This window comes from Pseudomonas sp. AC255 (assembly GCF_979258175.1).
In genome coordinates this window covers 3,921,569-3,936,225 of record NZ_OZ409841.1, presented here as the reverse complement: position 1 = coordinate 3,936,225, position 14,657 = coordinate 3,921,569, and the positions used below count along the sequence as shown (strand labels likewise).

14 protein-coding genes and 2 pseudogenes are annotated in these 14,657 nt (G+C 61.1%); 5 read left to right on the top strand and 11 right to left on the bottom strand.

Annotated elements, in window-relative coordinates; genetic code table 11:
* Position 1: 1 nt before the first annotated feature.
* From ACZZ0K_RS17905 to ACZZ0K_RS17880, 6 genes and pseudogenes are all read right to left on the bottom strand, one after another.
* Positions 2 to 712, bottom strand: coding sequence for an ABC transporter permease (locus ACZZ0K_RS17905; protein ID WP_150743349.1), 711 nt, complete (start codon positions 710 to 712; stop codon positions 2 to 4).
* Positions 709 to 1,437 carry an ABC transporter permease gene (locus ACZZ0K_RS17900; protein ID WP_016771383.1) on the bottom strand — a complete coding sequence of 243 codons (729 nt, stop codon included), beginning with the start codon at positions 1,435 to 1,437 and terminating at the stop codon, positions 709 to 711. The genes ACZZ0K_RS17905 and ACZZ0K_RS17900 overlap by 4 nt, the downstream gene beginning before the upstream one ends.
* A 56-nt stretch (positions 1,438 to 1,493) precedes the next feature.
* Positions 1,494 to 2,276 carry a transporter substrate-binding domain-containing protein gene (locus ACZZ0K_RS17895; RefSeq protein ID WP_041478063.1) on the bottom strand — a complete coding sequence of 261 codons (783 nt, stop codon included), beginning with the start codon at positions 2,274 to 2,276 and terminating at the stop codon, positions 1,494 to 1,496.
* Positions 2,277 to 2,648: 372 nt separating this feature from the next.
* A complete protein-coding gene (locus tag ACZZ0K_RS17890; protein WP_252879544.1) occupies positions 2,649 to 4,337 on the bottom strand; it encodes an ATP-dependent DNA ligase in 1,689 nt (562 codons plus the stop codon).
* A pseudogene (locus ACZZ0K_RS17885) lies at positions 4,334 to 5,367 on the bottom strand (ligase-associated DNA damage response exonuclease). Before ACZZ0K_RS17885 ends, ACZZ0K_RS17890 begins: the two are co-directional and overlap by 4 nt.
* A gap of 301 nt (positions 5,368 to 5,668) precedes the next feature.
* On the bottom strand, positions 5,669 to 8,119 hold the full coding sequence (locus ACZZ0K_RS17880; protein ID WP_258707697.1) for a penicillin acylase family protein: 2,451 nt from the start codon (positions 8,117 to 8,119) through the stop codon (positions 5,669 to 5,671).
* A 201-nt stretch (positions 8,120 to 8,320) separates the two neighbouring features.
* On the opposite strand from ACZZ0K_RS17880, the gene ACZZ0K_RS17875 reads away from it, so the two are divergent.
* A complete protein-coding gene (locus ACZZ0K_RS17875) occupies positions 8,321 to 8,878 on the top strand; it encodes a cysteine hydrolase family protein (protein WP_252883289.1) in 558 nt (185 codons plus the stop codon).
* Between the two features lie 199 nt (positions 8,879 to 9,077).
* On the opposite strand, the gene ACZZ0K_RS17870 is transcribed toward ACZZ0K_RS17875, so the two are convergent.
* The 4 genes from ACZZ0K_RS17870 to ACZZ0K_RS17855 form a co-directional block, all read right to left on the bottom strand.
* Positions 9,078 to 9,281: an SEC-C metal-binding domain-containing protein gene (locus ACZZ0K_RS17870; protein ID WP_252879547.1), complete on the bottom strand. Its 204-nt coding sequence runs from the start codon at positions 9,279 to 9,281 to the stop codon at positions 9,078 to 9,080.
* 5 nt (positions 9,282 to 9,286) lie between these two features.
* Positions 9,287 to 9,772, bottom strand: coding sequence for an LEA/WHy family protein (locus tag ACZZ0K_RS17865; RefSeq protein WP_150743353.1), 486 nt, complete (start codon positions 9,770 to 9,772; stop codon positions 9,287 to 9,289).
* A 100-nt stretch (positions 9,773 to 9,872) separates the two neighbouring features.
* Entirely contained in the window at positions 9,873 to 10,349 is a 477-nt protein-coding gene (locus ACZZ0K_RS17860) for a YchJ family protein (protein WP_150743354.1), read from the bottom strand.
* A 4-nt stretch (positions 10,350 to 10,353) separates the two neighbouring features.
* On the bottom strand, positions 10,354 to 10,851 hold the full coding sequence (locus ACZZ0K_RS17855) for a DUF6231 family protein (protein ID WP_056783350.1): 498 nt from the start codon (positions 10,849 to 10,851) through the stop codon (positions 10,354 to 10,356).
* Between the two features lie 199 nt (positions 10,852 to 11,050).
* Between ACZZ0K_RS17855 and ACZZ0K_RS17850 the strand changes: the two genes are divergently transcribed.
* From ACZZ0K_RS17850 to ACZZ0K_RS17835, 4 genes and pseudogenes are all read left to right on the top strand, one after another.
* Positions 11,051 to 11,746, top strand: a complete 696-nt coding sequence (locus tag ACZZ0K_RS17850; protein ID WP_463559243.1) for an OmpA family protein — start codon at positions 11,051 to 11,053, stop codon at positions 11,744 to 11,746.
* A gap of 90 nt (positions 11,747 to 11,836) precedes the next feature.
* Positions 11,837 to 12,558, top strand: a pseudogene (locus ACZZ0K_RS17845) (OmpA family protein).
* Positions 12,559 to 12,718: 160 nt separating this feature from the next.
* A complete protein-coding gene (locus ACZZ0K_RS17840; RefSeq protein WP_016771375.1) occupies positions 12,719 to 13,000 on the top strand; it encodes a DUF1145 domain-containing protein in 282 nt (93 codons plus the stop codon).
* Positions 12,993 to 13,751: a collagen-like triple helix repeat-containing protein gene (locus ACZZ0K_RS17835; RefSeq protein ID WP_056783356.1), complete on the top strand. Its 759-nt coding sequence runs from the start codon at positions 12,993 to 12,995 to the stop codon at positions 13,749 to 13,751. Before ACZZ0K_RS17840 ends, ACZZ0K_RS17835 begins: the two co-directional genes overlap by 8 nt.
* A 113-nt stretch (positions 13,752 to 13,864) precedes the next feature.
* Here ACZZ0K_RS17835 and ACZZ0K_RS17830 read toward each other — a convergent pair whose 3' ends face one another.
* A complete protein-coding gene (locus tag ACZZ0K_RS17830) occupies positions 13,865 to 14,323 on the bottom strand; it encodes a CopD family protein (RefSeq protein ID WP_076566254.1) in 459 nt (152 codons plus the stop codon).
* Between the last annotated feature and the right edge of the window lie 334 nt (positions 14,324 to 14,657).

Sequence of the window (14,657 nt, the reverse complement as noted above, 5' to 3'; positions counted from 1 at the left end):
GCTAGTGAGTCGGCCCGAGGAAGGCCAGCCAGCGGCGTTCGGCGAGGCGGAACAGGCCGACCAGCGCAAAAGTGATGGTCAGGTAGATCAGCGCGGCGATGCCGAATGACTGGAAGGTCAGGAAGGTCGCCGAGTTGGCATCCCGCGCGACTTTCAGAATATCGGGAATGGTCGCGGTGAACGCCACGGTGGTCGAGTGCAGCATCAGGATCACTTCGTTGCTGTAGTAAGGCAACGAGCGGCGCAATGCCGACGGCATGATCACGTAGGCGTACAACTTCCAGCCGGTCAGGCCATAAGCCTTGGCCGCTTCGACTTCGCCATGATTCATGCTGCGAATCGCCCCGGCGAAAATTTCCGTGGTGTACGCGCAGGTATTGAGAGCGAAAGCGAGGATCGTGCAGTTCATCGCGTCGCGAAAGAAACTGTCGAGGATCGGCTGTTCGCGCACGGCGGCGAGGCTGTAGATGCCCGTGTAGCAGATCAGCAGCTGGATATACAGCGGCGTGCCCCGGAACAGGTAGGTGTAGAACTGCACCGGCCAGCGAATGTAGAAGTGCGGCGAGACGCGGGCAATCGACAGCGGAATCGAGACGACGAAGCCGATGCAGATCGAGGCGCTCAGCAGCCACATCGTCATCGCCAGCCCGGTGATGTTCTGGCCGTCGGTATAAAGGAAGGCGCGCCAATATTCCTGGAGAAGTTCGATCATCGTACGGCCTCCCGGGCACCGGCGGCGTAGCGGCGTTCGAGCCAGCGCAGGATGAAGTTCGAAGCACTGGTGATCAGCAGATAAATCAAGGCGGCGAGGACCAGAAAGTAGAACAGTTGATAGGTGCTTTTACCGGCGTCCTGGGCAGCCTTGACCAGATCGGCGAGGCCAATGATCGACACCAGCGCGGTGGCCTTGAGCATGACCATCCAGTTGTTGCCGATGCCCGGCAAAGCGAAGCGCATCATTTGCGGAAACACCACGAAGCGAAAACGCTGGCCACGTTTGAGGCCATACGCGGTGGCGGCTTCGACCTGACCACGCGGCACCGCGAGGATGGCGCCACGGAAGGTCTCGGTGAAATACGCGCCATAAATGAAGCCCAGCGTCAGCACGCCGGCGCTGAACGGGTCGATTTCAATATATTCCCATTCCATATAGTCGGTCAGCGACGTCAGCCAGGTTTGCAGGCTGTAGAAGATCAACAGCATCAGCACGAGATCCGGCACGCCGCGAATCAGCGTGGTGTAGAGCTGCGCGGGCAGGCGCACCAGTTTGACTTTCGACAGTTTGGCACTGGCGCCGAGCAGGCCGAGCAACACGGCCACCAGCAGCGACATCGCCGATAATTTGATGGTCATCCAGGTGCCTTGCAGCAGCAACGGGCCGAAGCCCTGCAGACTGAACGAGGCCAGCCCCAGATTTTGCAGGAGGGTTTCAAACATAAATCAGCAACCTGAGCGGATGGAAAAGGCGCCCATCGAGGATGGGCGCCGGGGCATTATTTGCCGCTGTACAGATTCAGGTCACCAAAGTGTTTCTTTTGAATCTCGGCGTATTTGCCGTCGTCGTGTAACGCTTTGATACCTTTATCCAAAAGTGCTTTCAGCTCAGTGTTACCTTTCTTGATACCGACAGCGGTTTTGGCTGGCAGCAATTCGCTGTCGACCGGCTGGCTGATTTCATAATCAGCGCCTTTTGGCGACTTCAGAAAGCCCAGTTCGGCTTGCAGCATGTCCTGGATACCGGCGTCGAGACGACCGGAGGTCAGGTCGGAATACACCTGATCCTGGTTCTGATAGGCCTGGGTTTTCACGCCAGCCTTGTCCAGCACGGCTTTGGCGTAGGCTTCCTGAATGGTGCCTTGCTCGTAACCGACGGTTTTGCCCTTGAGTGAAGTGACGTCGGCGGTGATGCCGGAGCCTTTCTTGAACACGTAAGCGGTCGGGCCGGAAAACAGTTCGCTGGAGAAGTCGATGACCTTCTCGCGCGCCGGGGTCACGGTCATCGACGAGATCACACCGTCGAACTTGTTGGCCTTGAGGCCCGGAATCATGCCGTCGAAATCGCTTTCGACCCATTTGCACTTGACCTTCAGTTCGGCGCAGATCGCGTTGCCCAGATCGATATCGAACCCGACCAGGCTGCCATCGGCCGCTTTCGACTCGAACGGTGCGTACGAAGGGTCAACGCCAAAGCGCAGCTCTTTGTATTCCTTGGCCAGCGCGGAGCCGGCGGCCATGCACAACGCCAGTGCAGAAAGGGTCAGCAATGCTTTTTTCATTATTCAATCCCTAAGAACCAATATGAGCGCTTGTGGCGCAGAATTATTGTTACTGCAACGCTTACGACCTATAGAAAGTAGCAATTTCCGAACCAGAGTGCCGAACAGGTGTTTTAAAAGGTTGAGCGGAGAGAGGCAAGGGTAGTTGAATGCACGGAAACGGGCATTGCTGTTTGCATGCACTGTTTCGGTTCAAACGCGTAGCTCAGAGCAGGGAAAACTGTGGCAAGGGATTTGTCCCCGATGACTGATCGTTCCCACGCTCCTGCGTGGGAATGCATCAACGGACGCTCCGCGTTCGGCTCTGGGGGGACGCAGAGCGTCCCGGGCTGCGTTCCCACGCAGAGCGTGGGAACGATCAGTGAAAAGGGGTTAGGCCAACAGATCTTGAAGGGTAGCGAGGCTGTCCGCTTCTTCGACGGTCTTGTCCTTGCGCCAGCGCAGCATGCGCGGGAAACGCACGGCGATGCCGCTCTTGTGCCGGCGCGACAGGGCGATGCCTTCGAAGCCCAGTTCGAACACCAGGCTCGGTTTCACGCTGCTGACCGGGCCGAATTTCTCCACGGTGGTCTTGCGCACGATGCTGTCGACCTGACGCATCTCTTCATCGGTCAGCCCCGAATACGCCTTGGCGAACGGCACCAGCGAGCGTTGACTGGATTCCGGCGGGCCGTCCCACACGGCGAAGGTGTAATCGCTGTACAGACTGGCGCGACGGCCGTGTCCGCGCTGGGCATAAATCAGTACCGCGTCGACGCTGAACGGGTCGACCTTCCACTTCCACCACACGCCCATGTCCTTGGTCCGGCCGACGCCATACAGCGAATCGCGGGCCTTGAGCATCATGCCTTCGACGCCGAGTTTGCGTGACGCTTCGCGCTGGCGGCCGAGGTCGAGCCAGTCTTCGCCGGTCAATACGGGGGAGGGCAGCAGTACCGGGCTGTTGCAGCGCGCGATGACTTCCTCGAGTTGCGCCCGTCGCTTGACCTGCGGCTGGTTGCGCCAGTCTTCGCCCTGCCATTCCAGCAGGTCGTAGGCCAGCACCACCACTGGCACGTCTTCGAGAATCTTCTTGTCGAGCGTCTTGCGACCGATGCGTTGCTGCAGCAGGGCGAACGGTTGCACGGCCGGCGGCTCATCGGATTGCGGATCGAAGGCATCTTCAGTAGTCGGATGGGTGCTCTTCCACACGACGATTTCGCCGTCGATCACCGTGCCGTCGGGCAAGCCGTGGACCAGCACATCGAACTCGGGGAAGCGCTCGGTCACCAATTCCTCGCCGCGCGACCACACCCACAGCTTGCCGTCGCGCTTGACCACTTGCGCACGGATACCGTCCCACTTCCATTCCACCTGCCAGTCGCTGGCGGGGCCGAGCAGGGCTTCGAATTCCTCGACCGGTTGCGCCAAGGCGTGGGCAAGAAAGAACGGGTAGGGCTGGCCGCCGCGCTGGGCATGTTCGTCGGCGGATTCCGGGGCGATGAGTTTCAGGTAACTCGCGGCGTTGGGCCGGTTCGACAGATCGGTGTAACCGACCAGACGCTGAGCCACGCGTTTGCTGTCCAGTCCCGCCATCGAGGCGAGGGCGCGAGTGACCAGCAACTTCGACACGCCGACGCGGAAACTGCCGGTGATCAGCTTGATGCACAGCATCAGGCTCGGCCGATCCAGTTGCGCCCACAACATCGGCAGTTGGCGCGCCAGATATTCCGGGGTTTCACCGCGAAGTGGCAGCAGCTTGTCTTCGATCCATTCGGCTAGACCGGCCTCGGAGCTGTGGGAATTTTCCGGCAGCACCAGAGAAATGGTCTCGGCCAGATCGCCGACGGCCTGATAGCTTTCTTCGAACAGCCACGGCTCCAACCCTGAAACTTCTACCGCCAGCTCACGGAGGATGCGCACCGGCACCAGTTGACGAGGCCGACCACCGGAGAGGAAATACACCGCCCATGCGGCATCTTCCGGCGCGGCCTGCGCGAAGTACACCTGCATCGCCGCCAGCTTGGCGTTGCTCGACGTGGTGGCGTCGAGTTCGGCATATAACTCGGCGAACGCTTTCATGGGGACGTCTCGGCAACGGTGGGTTCGGTGGCGATGTTGTCGTCTTCGTCATCGCCGTATTCAGTGGTGAAGCCTTGTGCATCAAGACCCTGTTCGCGCAGATGACGTACGAGCACGCCGATCGAGCCATGAGTGACCATCACCCGCTCCGCGCCGGTCTGGTTGATCGCCCAGAGCAGGCCGGGCCAGTCGGCGTGATCGGAGAGGACGAAACCGCGATCGACGCCGCGCCGCCGCCGGGTCCCGCGCAAGCGCATCCAGCCGCTGGCGAAGGCATCGCTGAAGTCGCCAAAACGGCGCATCCACGTGCTGCCGCCCGCCGACGGCGGAGCAATGACCAAAGCCTGGCGCATGATCGGATCGCTTTTTTCACGTCGCCTGCGTAAATCGTCGGCGGCAGGTATACGCCGGCATCGCGGTAGACGCGGTTCAACGGTTCGACTGCGCCGTGGCTGAGGATCGGCCCGAGGGTTTCGTCGATGCCGTGGAGGATGCGTTGGGCCTTGCCGAAGGAGTAGCAGAACAGCACGCTGGCCTTGCCGGCGGCGATATTGGCCGCCCACCACTGATTGATCTCGGCGAAGATCTGCGCCTGCGGCTGCCACCGATAGATCGGCAGGCCGAAGGTCGATTCGGTGATGAAAGTGTGGCAGCGCACCGGTTCGAATGGGGCGCACGTGCCATCCGGCTCGACCTTGTAATCCCCCGACGCGACCCAGACTTCGCCGCCGTATTCCAGGCGCACCTGCGCCGAACCGAGGACATGCCCGGCGGGGTGAAAGCTCAGGGTCACGCCGTGATGGGTCAGGCGTTGGCCGTAATCAAGGGTTTGCAACTGGATGTCCTGACCCAGGCGCGCGCGCAGAATCCCGGCGCTGGCGCTGCTCGACAGGTAGTGCTGATTACCGGTGCGCGCGTGATCGCCATGGGCATGGGTGATCACCGAACGCTCGACCGGCCGCCACGGATCGATATAGAAATCTCCGGCGGGGCAGTAGAGACCTTCAGGTCGGGCAATAACAAGATCCATGTCGTGACCGGAATGGGGGGCTTGTTAGCTATGAGGCGGGCGTGAGGCTGGAAGTTCGATCGGCTTTGAAGCGCTACCCTCACCCCAGCCCTCTCCCAGAGGGAGAGGGGGCCGACCGAGGTGTCTGGTGAGGTACATCGACCTGGGAGACCGAGTTGAATATGGATCCGGCACAGCCTTGAGCCTGATCCAATGTTGGATTCACCATCTCTCTTTCAGGTCGGCGCAAGACCCAAGCATCCCCCAATCAGTCCCCTCTCCCTCAGGGAGAGGGCTAGGGTGAGGGGCTGTTGATCTTGCTCTATTTCCCGGGGGTGAGGGTCAAGCGGGCCTTGCCATACACCCGATCAAAGTTCTGCGGCTGCATCGGCAGGCCGATGTACTGACCTTTCAGCCACGCATCGATCCCGTTCAGGTAGTTCGGACTCAGTGGATTGCCCGACTGCCCCGTACCGTTCTGCGCCATCAGTGGCTCGCTCTGGCCGAAGTCGACGATAAAACGCATCGACGGCGCGCGCGTGGTGACGAAGTCCTGGCCCCAGGCAAACGCCGAGCTGTTCAGCGTGGTGTGATCGCCTCCAGCCGCCAGCGGCCCGCGTACAGTCTGACCGTTGCTGTTTTTCCACGCATAGCTGTGCAGTTTGCCCCACTGCCAGGCGCGATGATCGCCGCCCAACTGGCTGTCGCCCGCTGTAATCGCTGCAGCGAGACTGCGGGCGAGAATCACGGATTTGTCTTCCTTCTGCGGCGTGCGCAGGTCATCCCAGAACGGACTGTCCTCACGCCCCAAGAGATGATCGGCCTGCGCCGCGTAGGACAGATCGCCATTGGCGACAAAGGCCTTCCACGCCGGGCTCGACTCAGGACCCAGTTCATCGAGGAAGATCTGCTTCATGCTTTCCTGCAGAAACAGTTCATAAATCGCCGCATCCGCCGAGGTCGGGCTGAGCTTGCCGTCGAACGCCATCAAGCGCGTGAAGGCTTCGCGGGCCTTGCTGCGTTCGGCTTCCGGCAGGGCGTCGATCGCCTGTTTCAGCGGTTGTTTCATCCCCGGCGCTTCGAAGACTTTTTTCAGCTTGGCGGCGAAGGTGGTGGTCTGGTCGTACTGCATGGCGATCACGCTGCGGCTGTCGTGCTTGCCGCTGCCAGCCATTTCCGCCAGGCGTTCGCCACGCTCCGGTGCCGCCCAGGATTTCGACAGCTGCATGCCGTAGCCGTCGGGGATAACGCGCTGGTTGGCGGTACCGAGCCAGCCTTGTGCCGGGTCCTGATCGTAGGGGTGCAGCATCGGGTCGGCGTAACCGTCCCAGTCGTAGCGACCGTCCCAACCCGGCGAGGGCAGCAGGCCTTCACCTTCGCGACGGTTGGGGAAGCGCCCGGTGACTTGCCAGCCGATATTGCTTGCATCGGCAAAGACCAGATTCAGGGTAATGGCGCGGATTTCACGGCTGGCGTCTGAGGCGCGCTCGACGTTCTGCGCGCGGGTCAGGTCGAAGAAGGCATCCAGGGTTTTGTCGTCAGTGAAGCTTGGCGTCTGTAAAGCGAGACCGAAACCGCTGCCCTGCGCCGCTGCCTGGGCACTGTTGAGCAGCGCGCCGTGGCGGGTTTCGTACACGGCTTCGCGAATCGGCCGCTGGCCTTTGACGAAATAGGTTTCGTTGCGCACGCCCAGCGGCTGCCATTTGCCGTTGACTTCATAAGTGAGGCTGCTGCCCTGACGGCGGATTTTCTCGAGGAACAGGTCCTGATTGTCGCCGAGCACGCTGGTCATGCTCCACGCCACTTTGCCGTTGAAGCCGCCGAGCACCATCGGCAGACCGGCAACCGTGACGCCGGCGGCCTGATATTTCGGCGCGCGGATCTGCACGAAACTCCACAGAGACGGTGCGGCTAGCGGCCCGTGCGCATCGCTGGCCAGCAGGCTCTTGCCGCTGCGGCTGCGTTGCGGGGCGATCGCCCAATTGTTCGCAGTCGGTGTGGCGAGCAGGTTCAGCGACGACAGTTGCTGGCTGGCGTTGCTCAATTCCGTCAGCCCCGGAATCTGCCCGTTGAGCTTGAGGCCTTGCAGTTTGTCGGCTTCAGCCACTGGCAGGTTTTCATCAGGCGCCGACGGGCTCAGCCAGGCGAGTTTGTCAGTGGTCACGGTTTGCGCGAGCACCAGTGACTGGATTTCCTCCGGCAGGTTGGCCGACTGGCTGAAATTCAGCAGGGCGAAAATCAGCGCCGAATCTTCCGGTTTCCAGTATTCGGGCTTGTAACCGCTGGCGGCGAGGTCGCCCGGCAACTTGTCGGCGTAGCGGAACAGGTAGGCGTTGACGCCCCGTGCATAGACTTCGAAGAAGCGCTTGAGCCGTGGCGACGAGGCCTTGTACAGCTCGCCGGCGCTCTTCTTCAGATTGACCGCGCGCATGTAGCGGTCGGCATCGAGCATCGACGCGCCAGACATTTCCGCCAACCGGCCCTGAGCCAACAGGCGCAGGGTGACCATCTGGTTGATGCGGTCGCTGGCGTGGACATAGCCGAGGCTGAACAGCGCGTCATGGAAGCTGTTGCTCTCGATCAACGGCATGCCCATCGCATTGCGCCGCACTGACACGTTCTGCGCCAGGCCCTTGAGCGGTTGCACGCCGGAGGTCGGCGGCAGGCTGTCCTGGGCATTCCAGGTCTGGCAACCGGACAGGCCGAGGACACCGGCCACTGCTGCGGCAACGCCGAACCGGGGAAGAAAATGTGTAAGGGCTGGCGAGGCCATGGCGAAGCTCCTGCGGGGGTATAAGGCTGGGGGCGCAATAAAGCCGCTACGTTAGTGACGGCGCGAGGGCCGCGCAAGCGGGGCGAGTGGTTATTTATGCAGTTGTCGGCTGATCGGTCAGAGGCGTGACAGTTGCTTGTGGGAAAGCGCTGATGTTGAACTGCGGAATGAGTCCCGAGACCTGTCAGGAGAAAGATCGCTATGGAGCTTCAAAGCAACGCTGCGCTGATCATCATCGACCAGCAGAAAGGCATTCTGCATCCGCGTCTGGGGCGGCGGAATAATCCTCAGGCCGAAGAGCGAATGCTTGAGTTATTGGCGCTGTGGCGCCTGCGCGGGCGCCCGGTGATTCACGTGCAGCACTTGTCGCGCTCACCTGATTCGGTGTTCTGGCCGGAGCAGGACGGAGTGGAGTTTCAGCCGCGCTTTATGCCGCAGGACGCTGAATGGCTGATCCAGAAACAGGTGCCCGATGCGTTTTGTGCGACGGGGCTGGAACGGCAGTTGCGCGAGGCGGGGATTGGTCAGGTGCTCATTGTCGGCGTGGCAACAAACAACTCGGTGGAATCAACGGCGCGCACTGCGGGTAACCTTGGTTTCGACACATGGGTGGCGGAGGATGCATGTTTTACCTTCGACAAGGCCGATTATTTCGGCACACCGCGTACCGCTGAAGAGGTGCACGGGATGTCGCTGGGCAATCTGCATGGGGAGTATGCGACGGTGGTCAGTGCTGCCCTGATTCTGACAGTCAACTGATAGACCTGTGGGAGCTGGCTTGCCAGCGATTGCGGTGAATCAGGCGACATCAATGCAGGGATGTGCCGCCCTATCGCTGGCAAGCCAGCTCCCACAGGGCTGCGCAGGTTCACAAAAATGTGTTGAGTGCAGATCAACTGTGGGAGCGAGCCTGCTCGCGAAGCGGTGTGTCAGGCGAAGAAGATCTTCGCCAGTGACATCAAGCGCCGTGGCACTTCTTGAATTTCTTGCCGTTGCCGCATGGGCAAGGGTCGTTGCGGCCGACGTCTTTCAGGGCGTTGCGCACCGGTTCCTGGTGAGCGTGGCCGCAGTTCGGGCCGTGGACATGGCCATGGTCGTGATCATGATGGTGCTCATGATCGTGGTTGCAGTCAGGGCCATGGACATGGGGTTGCTGGGTCATCGAGGTCACTCCGGAGTTAGATCGGCGGGGATTATCACGCCATTGCGCTCAAGGTGCACGTAGTGGGCGATGAATAAACCGGTTTCCATTTCCCCCTGCAATCGATAGGGAATCTGCTGGTTCGGATTTTTCAGCAGTTTCACTACGTGTTTGACCTTCGGCCACAGGTTGGTGCGGATCGGCACTTTGAAGTAAGCGCTGCGCTTGGGACCCACGGTAAACCAGTGCTCATGCTCGCCTTCGGTGAGCAGCATGTCGGCCAGGTGAATCCGGTATTCAAGGCCGCGCACGGTCAGGTCGCTGTCGTTGGGATTGTCGACGCGAAAGTGCAGGATGAATTTCTGTTCGAGCAGTTTGGCCCGCACCACCTCGACTTTCACCAGATGCACGGCAGGCTCGACGCTGTCGTCGCTGAACCACGAGGCACAGCCGCCGAGGTTTACGATCAGCATCAACAGCAGGAAATGTAATGTGCGCCGACGACCGAGCATGAAATTGACTCCCTTTGTGCCCAGTCTAGACCTTAAAAGATTTCAGCCTTCGGCTAATCCCGTGGAGCTGCCGAAGGCTGCGATCTTTTGATCTTGGCTTTCAAGCGCCGAAATAACCCGCACAACACTTCTTGAACTTCTGCCCGCTGCCGCAAGGGCAGCCGTCATTGCGCCCCAGCTTCAGCTGCACCGTGGGATCGATGAAGTACCAGCGCCCGGCGTTTTGTACAAAGGATGAGCGCTCGCGATGGCTGTGCTCGCCCTGGCTGTCATGCCAGCGTGCGGTGAAGGTCACAAAAGCGTGTTCCGGCTGGCCGCCGAACACTTCCGAGCTTTCCACCTCAAGACCAAGCCAGGTGCTTTGCGCACTCCAGTCGCTGATCGATTGTCGGTTCAGCCCCGCCTGCTGCGCGGGCAGGGTGGTCGCCACCAGATAGTCGATCAGCCCCAGCACATAAGCGCTGTAGCGCGAACGCATCAAGGCTTCGGCACACGGCGCCGGGTGGCCGTCATGATAAGGGCCGCAGCAGGCATCCAGCAGATTGCCGCTGCCGCAAGGGCAAATGGCTGTACTCATTGCATTACCACCAGTATTTCCCGAAGTTTTCCGGATTGGCCCAGAAGCGTGAATTGAGCCAGTCGGGGACTTGTTTGTAGTCAAGCAGATCGTAGGTGAACAGGGTCAGCACCTGCGCGTCGCGCTGAAAACGCTCGCTGGCCTGCAGGGCCAGCGAATAGAAATCGGTTTCCTGCCAGCCACTGGCCGCCAGATCCGCCAGCACCGCGATGCGACTGGCGTTGAGATTGCGGATGCCGCCCAACAAGTTCAGGCCATCGCGTTTGGGCAAATGTTCCAGGCAATCGACTACCAGCGCCAGATCGAAGCGTTGCGCAGCCAATTCGGCGGGCAACGCGCCGGGCGCGGCATGAGCGACCACGGTGTCTGGATGCGCGTCCTTGAAAGCGCTCAAGGCGGGAAACTCGCTGGCGCCGATCAGCAGCAGTCGGGCCGGGGCGTAGCGATCCAGCAAAGCGGCCAACGCCTGTTGTGGCGTGCGCGAAGAAATGGCGACGTTCATCGAAGCTCCTCAGTCAGACCGCCAAGACTAGCCTGCCAGACCGCGTCGGCAAAGCGCCCGGTGGCGGCGGTTTTCGCCCAAAGAGGCAAACCCCTGTGAACACGGTCGCAAACAGCGGTGGCCTATTGCTGGCGGAGATTAAAACTCCGGTCTTTACTCCCTGAATCGGTTTTAAGCCGATCCCTCAGGAGAAAACTAGATGAGCATAGTTCGGACAGCATTACCCTTGGTTCTGCTAACCAGTGTGTTGACTGGTTGCGCAGGTTTGCAGAAAACCGACTGGCCGACCTGTGCGGCGGTCGGTGGTGTGGTCGGCGCCGGTCTCGGTGCGACGGAAAGCGCATCGTGGGCTGGCTACGGTGCGCTGCTGGTCGGCGGTACGGCAGCGGCCTATTGCTGGCTTCATGGTGATGGCGATGAAGACGGCGATGGCGTGCCGGACAGTCGCGACAAGTGCCCGGGTACGCCTAAAGGCGTGCAGGTCGATGCTGACGGTTGCCCGCCACCAACGCCTGCGCCAGTGGTCGAAGAAGCGGTTGTGGTCAAGGAAGAAACCATCGTCATTCGTGATGTGCATTTCGAGTTCGACAAAGCCACGCTGACCGGCCCTGACAAGCAAGTGCTGGACAAGGTCGCCGATCGCTTGAAACAGGAATCCTCTACCGCGCAACTGACCGTGACCGGTCACACCGACAGTGTCGGCAGCGATGCCTACAACAAGAAACTGTCGGATCGTCGTGCGCACTCGGTGGTGGAATACCTGATCCAGCAGGGTGTACCGCGTGCCAGCTTCGTTTCGGTGTCGGGCCTTGGTGAAAGCCAGCCTGTGGCTGACAACAAGTCGGCTGATGGTCGTGCACAGAACCGTCGCACCGAAATCAAAATCGTCCGCTAGCCCCTCTCGCATCCGCGGCTTGTGCAGTCGCGGATGCGGGTCTTTACTCCTGTGTAACCGGTATGGGCCGGTACACAGGAGCGTTCACAAATGCGTCTTTTCTCAAGGTCCGTCTTGCCGGTGCTGCTGCTTGGCAGCTTGCTCACCGGTTGTGCCACTCACAGCGATGGCACCGCCCCCTCAATCAACGTACGTGGCCGATCTGCAGCCTGCTTGGCGGTCTGGTCGGCGGCGGTCTTGGCGCCATTGAAAGCGCCGGCTGGGCCGGCGGCGGCGCGGCATTGGGTATCGTCACCGGCGGGCTGATCTGTTACGCCCAGGATGGCGACGAAGACAGCGACGGCGTCTTCGACCGCCGCGACCGCTGCCCGGACACTCCGGAAAACACCGAAGTCGATCACCGTGGCTGCCCGCTGCCGCAATATCCGGTGGCAGTCAAACCGGTCGAACCGGCGCCGCAATCTGAAGTGATCACCTTGAGCGATGCCGGCAACGTGCTGTTCGATTTCGACAAGTCCGATCTGACCCCGGCGGCCAAAGCCCAGCTCGACACCTTGATGGACAAGCTGCGCAATGCCGATGTGGTCAGCATCAAGGTCATCGGGCACACCGACAGTAAAGGCTCCGACGCCTATAACCAGGCTTTGTCCGAGCGGCGCGCGAGCAGTGTCGCAGCGTATCTGTTGAGTCAGGGGCTGGCGCCGAACAAGCTCACCAGCGAGGGCCGAGGCGAGAGTGAGCCGGTCGCCGATAACGCCAGCGATGAAGGCCGCGCGGAAAATCGCCGGGTCGAGCTGCACATCAATCGTTAGCAACCGTCTGTAGTGCGCAGGCTAGAGCTGCCGGGTCGAGATCGTCGCCCCGGCAGCCATTTCATCCGCGTTTGCACAAATTTCATTTTTCCCTCTGGCTTATCCCCCGCAGAAGCCGGTACTGTGCGTGCAAAGAATAATTCGCAACACGGGGGAGCGTATGAAGGTGTTCTGGGGGCTGGGGCGTTTGCTGACCCTGCTGTTCTGCTGCGTGGTGCTGGCCAATCAGCTGGTGCCGTTTGTTCATCCGCTGCATCTGCTGGTGAATCTGGCCGGCGCTCTGTTGTTGCTGATTCATCTACTCGAAGTGCTGCTGTGCAACCGCAGCCTCAAGGGCCGTCCGCACCCTTGGCGAGATCGTGGCCGCATCCTGTTGTTCGGCGTTTTCCACCTGCAAACCATCCCGGCCCCGGCCGCCCCGGAGGCTTCTTCCCATGCGTAAACTCTGCCTGCTCGCTGCATTCATCAGTCCACTGGCCTGCGCCCAGGTGGTCAACGTGCAAAGCAATTCTTTGATGCGCTTGCCCAACACCACCAGCACGCTGCAACTGGAGAAACTGGAAGTCGCCGATTACGGCACCTTGCTGATCCCGTCCAACGTGACTGAATTGAACATCAATGAACTGCGCCTGGGCCATGAAGCACGAATTGCTATCGTTCCCGCTGAACAAGCGCTGGAAGTGAAGGTCAAGCGCGCTGAATTGAGCGAGGGCAGCCAGATCACCGCGCGCGGCGCCCCCGGCACTTATGAAAAAGCGGCCCGGGCCGGGCGCAATCTGAACCTGCAATTTCAGGCCCTGAGCGCGCCGCAACTGACGGTCGATGCCCGTGGCGGCAGGGGCGCGCCGGGTTTCGTCGGCCTCGACGGCGGCAACGGTGAAGATCCGGGCTGCACCTATGGATCGGCCGGCCACGGCGCCGATGGCAGTGACGGCAGCGATGGCCAGCCAGGCGCGCCGGGTGCGCTGGTGCGACTCGCCGTACCACGGGATTTTCCGGCCGAGCTGATCAAGGTCAACGTGGCTGGCGGTGCCGGCGGCCCGGCGGGTGTTGGCGGCAAGGCGGGCAAGGGTGGCAAGTCCAAGGGCTGCCTGGTCTATCGCGCTGATGGCGGCAAGAACGGTAAGGCCGGTGCGGATGGCCAGCCGGGGCCGGTGGGAGCGGCGGGTTCGGTTACCGTGCAGCGCCTCTAACGGCCAACCCGCTGATTGTTCCCACGCTCTGCGTGGGAATACAGCCCGTGACGCTCCGCGTCACTGGACGCAGAGCGTCCCTTGCGGCATTCCCACGCAGAGCGTGGGAACGATCACGGCCGAGCCGCAGCTACTGCCACCAGCACCAACCCGACCAGCAGATTAAGCCCCACCACCCGCCGAATCCGCCCCAGCACTGCCGCACCCGCCGGCCAATCCTTCGCCTCAACCGCCTTGCGCAACTCTGGCAGCATCAACCCCTGAATGCGGATGAACAGTGCCGTCATCACCACATACAAACCGATCATCACCTGCACGTACTTCGGCGCGGTTTCAAATCCGACCTGCTGCAGATGCAACATGCCCACGCCGCTGATCGGCAACAGGATCACCGCGACCCAGACCCAACGGAAAAAACCTTGAAACACTTCCACCCACAGGGTCAGGCGAGCGGGGCCGTCCAGAGCCTTCACGGCCGCAGGGCGCAAGACCATCCAGGCGAAAAACATACCGCCGACCCACACCAAAGCGGCAAGGACATGCAGGGGGTAAACGAGGCTAAAAGGTGTCATTCGGGCACTCCGTTCTGCGCAGGATCGATTAGGCAGGTATGATAGCCGCCGCTGGGGGCGTTCTCGATTAGTTTCCGCGCCGCGCCGGGCCTGCTGTTGTGCAGGGCAAGGCGCGAGAAGCGTGGTTTGGTCATTCCAAATAAGCTTCGAGCAACGCAGCCCTGCACAACAGCAGACCCGGCCCTTCGGGTTGTGCCTTAAGCCGGGCCAGCCTGCGTTGCAGGCCTTGGAAATAAAACACCATTCCCAGCGGCCTGCGCCTTGCCTGGCCCGGTTTAAGGCGACAACGCGGCGTGGAAACTAATCGAGAACGCCCCCTAAACTACTGAAAATT

What these genes read in the sequence shown, in the direction of transcription:
- ACZZ0K_RS17905 (WP_150743349.1), bottom strand. Translation starts at nt 712, where the DNA reads ATGATCGAACTTCTCCAGGAATATTGGCGCGCCTTCCTTTATACCGAC.
- ACZZ0K_RS17900 (WP_016771383.1), bottom strand. Translation starts at nt 1,437, where the DNA reads ATGTTTGAAACCCTCCTGCAAAATCTGGGGCTGGCCTCGTTCAGTCTG.
- ACZZ0K_RS17895 (WP_041478063.1), bottom strand. Translation starts at nt 2,276, where the DNA reads ATGAAAAAAGCATTGCTGACCCTTTCTGCACTGGCGTTGTGCATGGCC.
- ACZZ0K_RS17890 (WP_252879544.1), bottom strand. Translation starts at nt 4,337, where the DNA reads ATGAAAGCGTTCGCCGAGTTATATGCCGAACTCGACGCCACCACGTCG.
- ACZZ0K_RS17880 (WP_258707697.1), bottom strand. Translation starts at nt 8,119, where the DNA reads ATGGCCTCGCCAGCCCTTACACATTTTCTTCCCCGGTTCGGCGTTGCC.
- ACZZ0K_RS17875 (WP_252883289.1), top strand. Translation starts at nt 8,321, where the DNA reads ATGGAGCTTCAAAGCAACGCTGCGCTGATCATCATCGACCAGCAGAAA.
- ACZZ0K_RS17870 (WP_252879547.1), bottom strand. Translation starts at nt 9,281, where the DNA reads ATGACCCAGCAACCCCATGTCCATGGCCCTGACTGCAACCACGATCAT.
- ACZZ0K_RS17865 (WP_150743353.1), bottom strand. Translation starts at nt 9,772, where the DNA reads ATGCTCGGTCGTCGGCGCACATTACATTTCCTGCTGTTGATGCTGATC.
- ACZZ0K_RS17860 (WP_150743354.1), bottom strand. Translation starts at nt 10,349, where the DNA reads ATGAGTACAGCCATTTGCCCTTGCGGCAGCGGCAATCTGCTGGATGCC.
- ACZZ0K_RS17855 (WP_056783350.1), bottom strand. Translation starts at nt 10,851, where the DNA reads ATGAACGTCGCCATTTCTTCGCGCACGCCACAACAGGCGTTGGCCGCT.
- ACZZ0K_RS17850 (WP_463559243.1), top strand. Translation starts at nt 11,051, where the DNA reads ATGAGCATAGTTCGGACAGCATTACCCTTGGTTCTGCTAACCAGTGTG.
- ACZZ0K_RS17840 (WP_016771375.1), top strand. Translation starts at nt 12,719, where the DNA reads ATGAAGGTGTTCTGGGGGCTGGGGCGTTTGCTGACCCTGCTGTTCTGC.
- ACZZ0K_RS17835 (WP_056783356.1), top strand. Translation starts at nt 12,993, where the DNA reads ATGCGTAAACTCTGCCTGCTCGCTGCATTCATCAGTCCACTGGCCTGC.
- ACZZ0K_RS17830 (WP_076566254.1), bottom strand. Translation starts at nt 14,323, where the DNA reads ATGACACCTTTTAGCCTCGTTTACCCCCTGCATGTCCTTGCCGCTTTG.